This is a genomic window from Streptomyces sp. NPDC091682 (genome assembly GCF_044756625.1).
GTDB lineage: Bacteria > Actinomycetota > Actinomycetes > Streptomycetales > Streptomycetaceae > Streptomyces.
Genome location: NZ_JBIVTH010000055.1, coordinates 1 through 9,779, shown reverse-complemented (window position 1 = coordinate 9,779; position 9,779 = coordinate 1). Strand labels below are relative to the sequence as shown.

General features: G+C 71.2%; 9 protein-coding genes and 1 pseudogene. 8 read left to right on the top strand and 2 right to left on the bottom strand.

The features are described 5' to 3' along the window. The 5 genes and pseudogenes from manB to ACIQK6_RS42800 all read left to right on the top strand — a co-directional run. Positions 1-327: pseudogene (gene manB, locus ACIQK6_RS42820) on the top strand (phosphomannomutase/phosphoglucomutase); the annotation flags it as partial. A 219-nt stretch (positions 328-546) separates the two neighbouring features. Further along, positions 547-732 (top strand): Trm112 family protein, encoded by a 186-nt coding sequence (locus ACIQK6_RS42815; RefSeq protein ID WP_327385137.1) that lies wholly within the window; start codon positions 547-549, stop codon positions 730-732. Positions 733-814: 82 nt separating this feature from the next. Further along, on the top strand, positions 815-1,948 hold the full coding sequence (locus tag ACIQK6_RS42810; protein WP_329101423.1) for an SIS domain-containing protein: 1,134 nt from the start codon (positions 815-817) through the stop codon (positions 1,946-1,948). Between the two features lie 37 nt (positions 1,949-1,985). Continuing rightward, positions 1,986-3,143 carry a mannose-6-phosphate isomerase, class I gene (manA, locus tag ACIQK6_RS42805; RefSeq protein WP_329101425.1) on the top strand — a complete coding sequence of 386 codons (1,158 nt, stop codon included), beginning with the start codon at positions 1,986-1,988 and terminating at the stop codon, positions 3,141-3,143. Between the two features lie 73 nt (positions 3,144-3,216). After that, positions 3,217-4,140 (top strand): cation diffusion facilitator family transporter, encoded by a 924-nt coding sequence (locus ACIQK6_RS42800; RefSeq protein WP_329101427.1) that lies wholly within the window; start codon positions 3,217-3,219, stop codon positions 4,138-4,140. 84 nt (positions 4,141-4,224) lie between these two features. Here ACIQK6_RS42800 and lepB read toward each other — a convergent pair whose 3' ends face one another. Beyond that, positions 4,225-4,905, bottom strand: a complete 681-nt coding sequence (gene lepB / locus ACIQK6_RS42795) for a signal peptidase I (protein ID WP_329101429.1) — start codon at positions 4,903-4,905, stop codon at positions 4,225-4,227. Positions 4,906-5,285: 380 nt separating this feature from the next. On the opposite strand from lepB, the gene ahcY reads away from it, so the two are divergent. Continuing rightward, a complete protein-coding gene (gene ahcY / locus ACIQK6_RS42790) occupies positions 5,286-6,722 on the top strand; it encodes an adenosylhomocysteinase (protein ID WP_329101431.1) in 1,437 nt (478 codons plus the stop codon). Positions 6,723-6,821: 99 nt separating this feature from the next. Next, complete coding sequence (locus ACIQK6_RS42785) at positions 6,822-7,442, top strand: hypothetical protein (protein WP_329101432.1); 621 nt, start codon at positions 6,822-6,824, stop codon at positions 7,440-7,442. A 4-nt stretch (positions 7,443-7,446) separates the two neighbouring features. On the opposite strand, the gene ACIQK6_RS42780 is transcribed toward ACIQK6_RS42785, so the two are convergent. After that, positions 7,447-8,340 carry an RDD family protein gene (locus ACIQK6_RS42780; protein ID WP_329101435.1) on the bottom strand — a complete coding sequence of 298 codons (894 nt, stop codon included), beginning with the start codon at positions 8,338-8,340 and terminating at the stop codon, positions 7,447-7,449. A gap of 116 nt (positions 8,341-8,456) precedes the next feature. Here ACIQK6_RS42780 and ACIQK6_RS42775 point away from each other — a divergent pair, with 116 nt between their 5' ends. Then, on the top strand, positions 8,457-9,464 hold the full coding sequence (locus ACIQK6_RS42775) for a stage II sporulation protein M (protein ID WP_329101436.1): 1,008 nt from the start codon (positions 8,457-8,459) through the stop codon (positions 9,462-9,464). Positions 9,465-9,779 lie beyond the last annotated feature (315 nt).

Here is a 9,779-nt window from a genome sequence, read left to right as displayed (position 1 = left end):
GCGTTGCACGTGCTGGCGGCGTTGGGTGGTCAGGACGGTCCGTTGTCGGAGCTGGTGGCCTCCTACGACCGGTACGCGGGTTCGGGGGAGATCAACTCCACGGTCGCGGACCAGGCGGCCCGTCTGGCGGCGGTGAAGGAGACGTACGGCAACGTCGAGGGTGTCGAGCTGGACGAGCTCGATGGTCTGACGGTGACGGCGGAGGACTGGTGGTTCAACGTCCGTGCTTCCAACACCGAACCGTTGCTGCGGTTGAACGTGGAGGCCCGTGACGAGGCCACCCTGGCCAAGGTCCGCGACGAGGCCCTCGCCCTCATCCGCGCCTGACCGTTTTGAGCCCCGCCGGCGTTTGAGGCGCACACGGGGCTGCACCTGGGAGCCGGGCTCCGCCCAATCAAGCCCCGCCGGCGTTCGAGGCGCGGGGTCCGGGCGGAGCCCGGGGCCCGGCTCCGGGCCCGGTCCGACCCGCCCGCACGACACCGCACCGCCGCGAACTCGGCGGTACGCTGACCTCGCCCCACCCACATGCCCGAAGGGAAACGCCCCATGCCGCTCGAAGCCGGCCTCCTGCAGATCCTGGCCTGCCCCGCCTGCCACTCACCCCTCGAGGACAAGTCGGCCGACGAGACGACCCCCGAGCTGATCTGCACCGGCCAGGACTGCGGCCTCGCGTACCCGGTCCGCGACGGCATCCCCGTGCTCCTCGTGGACGAGGCCCGCCGCCCCGCCTGACCCCTGCGGCGCCGCACAGGCACACGCAGACGCTGAGACCGATTCCGCCACCCTGGATCCGTCAACACCGCCGGAGGCCGCCATGCTCGACGAGTCGCTCCTCGACGCACCGGACGATCTCGCCCGCGTCGACCGCCGGGGCCTGCTCCGCGGTGCGGCCGAGGCCGGAGCCAGAGTCCGTACCGCCGCCCGGCACGCGACCGAGGCCGGTCTCGCCGAGCTGCGCCCCGACGGCCGCCCGCGCTCCGTCCTGATCGCCGGGCCCGGCACCGCCGCCACCGGCGTCGCCGACCTGCTCGGCGCCCTCGCCGGAGCCTCCGCGCCCGTCATCCGGTTGGATCCCACCGGCGTCGCCCACGCGGCCGGCGCGCTGCGCTGGGCCCTGCCCGGCTGGGCCGGACCCGTCGACCTGCTGCTCCTCGCCACCACCGACGGCACCGAGCCCGGGCTCGCCGTCCTCGCCGAGCAGGCGTACCGGCGCGGCTGCACCGTCGTCGCCGTCGCCCCCGAGCGCTCACCGCTGAGCGAGGCGGTGGACGGCGCGCACGGGCTCCTCGTACCGATGGCCAAGGCCCCGTACCAGGAGTACGACGAGTCCGCCGCGGCCGGACCCGGCGCCCTGTGGGCCCTGCTGACGCCGCTGCTGCTGCTCCTCGACAAGGTCGGCCTGATCACCGCCGCCCCCGACACCCTGCAGCTCGTCGCCGACCGGCTCGACCGAACGGCCGAACGCTGCGGGCCCGCCATCGCCACGTACTCCAACCCGGCCAAGACCCTCGCCGCCGAGCTGGCCGACTCCCTCCCGCTCATCTGGAGCGAGGGCACCGGCGCCGCCCCCGCGGGCCGCCGCTTCGCCGCCACCCTGGCCGAACTCGCCGGCCGCCCCGCACTGGCCGCCGTGCTTCCGGAGGCCCTGCCCGCCCACGGCATCCTGCTCGCCGGATCCTTCGCCGCCGGAGCCGACCCCGACGACTTCTTCCGTGACCGGGTCGAAGAGCCCCAGGCCCTTCGCGCCCGCGTCGTCCTGCTGCGCGACCGGCCCGCCGGCGGCCTCACCGCCGCCCCCGCCGCACGAGAACTCGCCCACAGCCACGACACGGCGATCAGCGAGCTCGAACCGGAGGAGGGCGTCGAACTGGAGCAGCTCGCCGAACTCCTCGCCGTCACGGATTTCGCCACCGCCTACCTGGCGTTGGCTTCCGGCGGACACAGCTGAGGCGCTGAAGTACCCAGCTCTATCCAGGAAGACGACGATGGACCGCCTGACGAACACGATCCGCCCCTACGCCTGGGGATCCACCACGGCCCTCCCCGCGCTCCTCGGTGTCGAACCCACCGGTGAGCCCCAGGCCGAGATGTGGATGGGAGCCCACCCGGGCGCCCCCTCCCACATCGACCGGGGAGCGGGCGAGCGGGCGCTCTCGGACGTCATCGCCGCCGATCCCGAAGGCGAGCTGGGCGCTGCCACCGTCGCCAAGTTCGGCCCCCGACTGCCCTTCCTGTTCAAGATCCTCGCCGCCGGCGCCCCGCTCTCCCTCCAGGTCCATCCCGACCTGCTCCAGGCCCGGGCGGGCTTCGAGGACGAGGAGCGCCGCGGGGTCCCGATCGACGCGGACCACCGCAACTACAAGGACCCCAACCACAAGCCCGAAATGATCTGCGCGCTCACCGCGTTCGACGGGCTGTGCGGCTTCCGCCCGCCGTCGGAGGCCGCGGACCTCCTCGAGGGCCTGGAGGTGGACAGCCTCAAGCCGTACGTGGACCTGCTGCGCGCGCACCCCGAAGAGGCCGCCCTGCGCGAAATGCTGACGGCCGTACTGACCGCGGACCGCGCCGAAATGGCCCACACCGTGCACGAGGTCGCCGCCGCCGTCACCCGACTCGGCGGCCGCTACACCCCGTACGCCACGCTGGTCCACCATTTCCCGGGCGACCCGGGGGTCATCGCGGCGATGCTGCTCAACCACGTCCGACTCCAGCCCGGCGAGGCGATGTTCCTCGGCGCCGGCGTCCCGCACGCCTACATCGACGGCCTCGGCGTCGAGTTGCTGGCCAACTCGGACAACGTGCTGCGCGCCGGGCTCACTCCCAAGCACGTGGACGTGCCCGAGCTGCTGAAGATCGCGAAGTTCGAGCCGGGCGACCCGAACCTGCTGCGCCCCGAGGGCGACGACGAGGAGGTCTACGAGACCCCCATCGACGAGTTCCGGCTCTCCCGCTTCCTCCTCGCGCCCGGCGGCGCCTCCCGCGCGCTCCCGCACGACACCCCGCAGATCCTGCTCTGCACGGCCGGCTCCCCGCGGGCCGGCGAACTGGCCCTGACTCCCGGCGAGTCGGTCTTCGTACCGGCGGGCGAAAAGGTCGAACTGTCTGGAAGCGGGACGATCTTTCGTGCCACCGTGGTGGTCTGACGCCGCGCCCCCGCCCACCGGCTGCAACAATGTGCGGCCGGTAGTCAGTGGCTAGGAAGGACACCCTGAACCCATGAGCGCGTCGGGCGGTACCAAGGCGATCGTGGCGGCACTCGCCGCCAACCTCGCCATCGCTGTAGCCAAATTCGTGGCGTTCCTCTTCAGCGGATCCTCGTCGATGCTCGCGGAAAGCGTCCACTCGGTGGCCGACTCCGGCAACCAGGGGCTGTTGCTCCTCGGAGGCAAGAAGGCGCAGCGCGAGGCGACGCCGCAGCACCCCTTCGGGTACGGGCGCGAGCGCTACATCTACGCCTTCCTGGTCTCCATCGTGCTCTTCACCGTCGGTGGCATGTTCGCCATCTACGAGGGCTACGAGAAGATCCACGACCCGCACGAGATCAAGAACTGGTACTGGCCCGTCGGCGTCCTCGTCTTCGCGATCATCGCGGAGTCCTTCTCCTTCCGCACCGCGATCAAGGAGTCGAACGAGATCCGGGGCAAGCAGACCTGGACCCAGTTCGTCCGGCGGGCCAAGGCCCCCGAACTGCCCGTCGTCCTCCTGGAGGACTTCGGCGCGCTCGTCGGCCTGGTGCTGGCCCTCGGCGGCGTCGGCCTCGCCCTGCTGACCGGCAACGGGGTCTGGGACGGCATCGGCACCCTGTGCATCGGCATCCTGCTCATCGTCATCGCGATCGTCCTGGCCGCGGAGACCAAGTCCCTGCTGCTCGGCGAGGCCGCCGGCATCGAGGAAGTCGAGAAGATCAAGGCCGCGGTGGTCGACGGGGACGTTGTCACCCGCGTGATCCACATGCGCACCCTGCACCTAGGCCCGGAGGAGCTGCTGGTCGCCGCCAAGATCGCGGTCGAGGGCAACGACACCGCGACCGAGGTGGCCGACGCGATCAACGCCGCCGAGGCCCGCATCCGCGAGGCGGTCCCGATCGCCCGCGTGATCTACCTGGAGCCGGACATCTACCGCCCGGAAGCCGCCAAGTAGCACCGAGCGGCCACCGAGCCGCCCTGAACGCCCGAAGGCCCCCGCGAGCAGCAGCCCGCGGGGGCCTTCCGTCTCCGTCGTCGCCTACGGCTCGTCGACGTGTACGGCGCCCCAGACGGGCCCCGCCGGTACCGGCTGCTTCTTCCGCCGCGCCACGAGCGCGGCGATGCCCAGCCCGATCCCCACGGGCAGGGCCAGCGTTCCGACGCTCGACGCGGCACCGAGGGCCAGCATCAGTCCGTTCTCCTCGGGGACCTGCACCCCGGTCACGGCCGACACCGGCAGCGTGCCCTGCTGGAGCTGCGCGTAGTAGCGGGAGTCCGCGGAGTTGCCGCGGTTGTCACCCAAGATGAAGACCCGGCCCTGTGGCACCGAGACGGCGAAGGCAAGACCCGGAGCCCCGGGAGCGTTGTCCAGTACGTAGGGTTCTTCGAGCGGCTGCCCGTTCAGGGTCAGGGCGGCGTCCCCCTTCACGTAGGCAATGTGGTCGCCCCCCACCGCCACCACGCGCCCGATGTTCGGCCCCGGCCCCTCCCACCCGACGGGGTCGTAGGTGACGACGTCACCGCGGCGCACCTCGGACGGATCCCTCTTCACCATGACCAGCTCCCCGGTGGGCAGCGTGGGCAGCATGGCGCCGCCCTCATAGCTGTGCACTTTGAACTGACTGAACATGAGCGCGATCGCACCGACGTTCAGTCCGACACCCACGATCAGCAGGGCGATCGCCCATATGCCCCGCTTGCGCCCAGGTCTGTTCTTCATGACTCCGAAACCCCTCCCACCAGTGCGAACGGCCGGAAGAATACGGTCTGGCCGAAACCGCGCGGCGACTGGGTCCCGGCCACCGGATCATGCCCGGTACCCCCAGGTCGACGCCCCGTCAGGAGCGGCCAGCAACCCCTGCCGGGGCCGGTTCCCGTGAATCAGCACCCGGCTTCTTCCCCGTCCGACTGGGGCTCGCCGCGCCGACCGGTGTAGATTCGTGCCCAGTGTCAGGCGTCGCTGCTGATGGCGGGTCGGGCGGTCCCTGCGACCGGCCGAGGGGAGAGAGGACCCCCGACGGACTGTGCTCGGTGTCCCGTCCCCAGGACGGCGCACGGCCCAGCCGTACCCACCCTCTCGAACCATGAGGAGCAGCACCCATGGACTTCAAGGTCGCAGACCTCTCCCTTGCCGCGTTCGGCCGCAAGGAGATCACCCTGGCCGAGCACGAGATGCCGGGTCTGATGTCGATCCGCGCCGAGTACGCGCAGGCCCAGCCCCTGGCCGGCGCCCGCATCACCGGCTCGCTGCACATGACGGTGCAGACCGCCGTACTCATCGAGACCCTCGTCGCCCTCGGCGCCGACGTCCGCTGGGCCTCCTGCAACATCTTCTCCACCCAGGACCACGCGGCCGCCGCCATCGCGGTGGGCCCGAACGGCACCCCGGAGAACCCGCAGGGCGTCCCCGTCTTCGCCTGGAAGGGCGAGACGCTGGAGGAGTACTGGTGGTGCACGGAGCAGGCGCTGACCTGGCCGAACACCCCCACCGGCGGCCCGAACATGATCCTCGACGACGGTGGTGACGCCACCCTCCTCGTCCACAAGGGCGTCGAGTTCGAGAAGGCCGGCTCGGCCCCGGACCCGTCGACGGCGGACTCCGAGGAGTACGCACACATCCTCACCCTGCTCAACCGCACCCTCGGTGAGGCCCCGCAGAAGTGGACGCAGCTCGCGTCCGAGATCCGCGGCGTGACGGAGGAGACCACCACCGGTGTCCACCGCCTCTACGAGATGATGTCCGAGGGCACCCTGCTGTTCCCGGCGATCAACGTGAACGACGCCGTCACCAAGTCGAAGTTCGACAACAAGTACGGCTGCCGCCACTCCCTGATCGACGGCATCAACCGCGCCACCGACGTCCTCATCGGCGGCAAGGTCGCGGTCGTCTTCGGCTACGGCGACGTCGGCAAGGGCTGCGCCGAGTCCCTCCGCGGCCAGGGCGCCCGCGTCATCGTCACCGAGATCGACCCGATCTGCGCGCTGCAGGCGGCGATGGACGGATACCAGGTCGCCACCCTCGACGACGTCGTCGAGACGGCCGACATCTTCATCACGACCACCGGCAACAAGGACATCATCATGGCCACCGACATGGCCAAGATGAAGCACCAGGCCATCGTGGGCAACATCGGCCACTTCGACAACGAGATCGACATGGCCGGCCTCGCGAAGGTCGACGGCATCGTCAAGGACGAGGTCAAGCCCCAGGTCCACACCTGGACGTTCCCCGACGGCAAGGTCCTGATCGTCCTCTCCGAGGGCCGCCTGCTGAACCTCGGCAACGCGACCGGCCACCCGTCCTTCGTGATGTCGAACTCGTTCGCGGACCAGACCCTGGCCCAGATCGAGCTCTTCACCAAGCCGGAGGAGTACCCGACCGAGGTCTACGTGCTCCCGAAGCACCTCGACGAGAAGGTCGCCCGCCTCCACCTCGACGCCCTCGGCGTCCGCCTCACCACCCTGCGCCCGGAGCAGGCCGCGTACATCGGCGTCCAGGTCGAGGGCCCGTACAAGCCGGACCACTACCGCTACTGATCACCCACTGATCAACCGCGGACGTACCTGAAGCAGGCCCCCGGCACATGTGCCGGGGGCCTGCCCCGTATCCCCTCCGATCCGAAGAAGTGTGCGCACATGCCCCGCGGCCGCTACTCGCTCCACGACCCGCACGACCACACCCCGCTCGGCGAGGAGCACTTCCACTGCGCGCCCGGGCCCTCCGGCTGGCGCTACGTCTCCCAGCTCACCGGCCCGGACGGGGACCACCGCGGTTCCGTCGACCTGGCGATCGACGAGCTGGGCCGCCCCATCCGCATGGAGGTCAACGCCGCGAGCTGGCAGGTGCGCGGCGCCGCCATCGACGGCGTCACCTGGGTCCGTACCGACCCCACCGGCACCGAGGCCACCGAGGGCAACATCGCCGCCCCCGGCTTCACCGGCACCTCCCCGGCCTTCCTCGTCGCGACGGCCCGGCTGCTGCGCCTGACCCCCGGCGCCCCCGCCACCCGCGTCCGGCTCCTGGCCCTCACCGACCCGGTCCTGGCACCCCGTACGGTCGACCAGGCCTGGGCCCTCGTAGCCCGCCAGGAACACCCCACGGACAGCGGCCCGCTGCTGGTGGACGAGTACCGGGTCAGCGCCCTGGACACGGGCGAGGTCCACACGATCCACATCGCCGGGGACGTGGTGCTGTCGGCCCCCGGGATCGAACTCGAACACCTGGAGACGCCGCCCTCGGCCTTCGAGGAAGAGTGACCCCTCAGGCGGGCGGCGCGAACCCGCCGGCGCGCGGAGCCGCTACGGGCGCCGCCGGTGCCGCGGGCGCGGGAGCCGCGTAGGGGACCGGCGCCACGACGGGCACCGGACCCGGTACCGGGGCGGGCCCGGGGCCAGGACCCGCGGCGGCCGGCCGGAACGCCCGGGCGGCGTCCCGCGACTGCCGCTCGTGCACCACGGCCATCAGGAACGCGGCGGCCGGCACCCCGGCCGGCGGCGGCGCCCCCGTACGCGCCACCAGATCGTCCGCGAGCCGCACCGCCATCGCGGCGCCCACCTGCGGATCCAACTGGTTCATCCGCGTCAGGTACTGGCGGATCGCCAACCAGAGCCCGTCCGGCACCGCCGACAGGTCCAGCCCGGTGAACCGCCCGGCCAGCCACGGCGGCGGCGGAGGCACCGGCATCACCCGGGTTCCCGGCACCCGCTCCCGGACCACCAGCGTCCCCGCGAACACGTCCCCGAGCCGCCGCCCGCGCGCCGACACCAGCGAGGCGATGCATGCGATCGACCCGAAGGCCAGCAACAGCTCCACGACCCCCATGGCCCCGCGCACCAGGGCGTGCCGGAACCGGATCGGCCCGCCGTCGTCCCGGACGACCCGCAGCCCGCAGGCGAGCTTGCCGAGCGAACGCCCGTGGGACAGCGTCTCCACCGCGATCGGCACGCCCACCAGGAACAGCAGGAAGCTCGCCACCGCGACGGCAGCCTGGGCGGCGTCGTCCAGCGAGGCGGTGGCCATGGCCAGCCCGGCGGAGATGAGCACGTATCCGGTGACGTACACGGCCAGATCCAGGAGGATCGCCAGCCCGCGGCTCGGTAGCCGCGCGGGCCTGAGCCCCAGGACGACCGCGTCCCCCGTCACCAGATCGCTCACCACAGCACCTCTCATGTGACCTACCCCCCCGCCCCTAAGGCCTCCAGTCTGCCAAGCTGACCACACTAGGAATAGGCAGTGGCCAGGGGACCTGGGACAGGGGAGCGGCAAACCGGATGGATCTCGACGTCTTCGTGACCGCACACCGTGCGGAGTGGGAACGCCTGGAGCAGCTCCTGGGCAGGGGCCGCAAGCTCACCGGCGACGAGGCCGACGAACTCGTCGCGCTCTACCAACGCACCTCCACCCACCTCTCCCAGATCCAGTCCAGCGCCCCGGACCCGATGCTCACGAGCCGACTGACCCAGCTGGTCGCCCGCGCCCGGGCCACGGTGACGGGCACCCGCCGGGCCGGCTGGCGCGACGCCGCCCTCTTCTTCACGGCCGGCTTCCCGGCGGCGGTCTACCGCAGTCGCCGCTGGTGGATACCGACGGCCCTGCTCTCGACGGCGCTCGGCGTGCTCATCGGCTGGTGGATAGCCACGCACCCGGAGGTCCAGAGCGCCATCGCGGCGCCCGAGGAGCTGAAGGCGCTCACCCAGCCGGGCGGCCAGTACGAGACGTACTACTCCAGCCACCCCGCCGGCTCCTTCGCCGCCCAGGTCTGGACGAACAACGCCCAGGCGGCCGCGATCTGCCTGGTCCTGGGCGCGTTCCTGGGGATACCGGTGCTGTGGATCCTCTTCCTTAACATGGCCAACCTCGGCGTCGGTCTCGGCCTGATGGCCTCCGCCGGCCGCCTCGACGTCTTCCTGGGACTGATCCTTCCGCACGGCCTGCTCGAACTGACGGCGGTCTTCGTGGCCGCGGGCATGGGGCTGCGCCTGGGCTGGACGGTCATCGACCCGGGCCCCCGCACCCGCCGCACGGCCCTCGCAGAACAGGGACGCGCCGCCCTCGGCATGGCCATCGGCCTCGCGGTGATCCTGTTCATCTCGGGCCTGATCGAGGGCTTCGTGACCCCGTCGGGCCTCCCCACCTGGGCCCGCATCACGATCGGCGTCGCGGCCGAGGTCGCCTTCCTCCTCTACGTCTTCATCCTGGGCGGCAGGGCCGCGCGCGCCGGCGACGTCGGCGACGTAGAGGAGGCCGACCAGACGGCGACGCTCCCGACCGCGGCCTGATGTGCGTACAAGCCTGTTGAGCTGCTAGTCTCCTCGTCGTCCCGCGAAGACCGTTGACACGGAGCGCGTGGGGAGGTAGATTCGAACGGTTGCCTCGAACTGGACAAGTTCGGCAGCGATGGTTTAAACTCTCTCTCACCCCCAAAAGGAATTGAATTCCAGTGGGGTACAGTCGACTCCTCATTCAGGAATCCGAAGCCGGGAAATCCGGTGGAGAACTTCTGATAGAGTCGGACTCGCCGGAAAGGGAAAGCGCGAAAGCGAAAACCTGGAAAGCGCCGAGGAAGTCGGACACGAAAGAGTCTGATAGAGTCG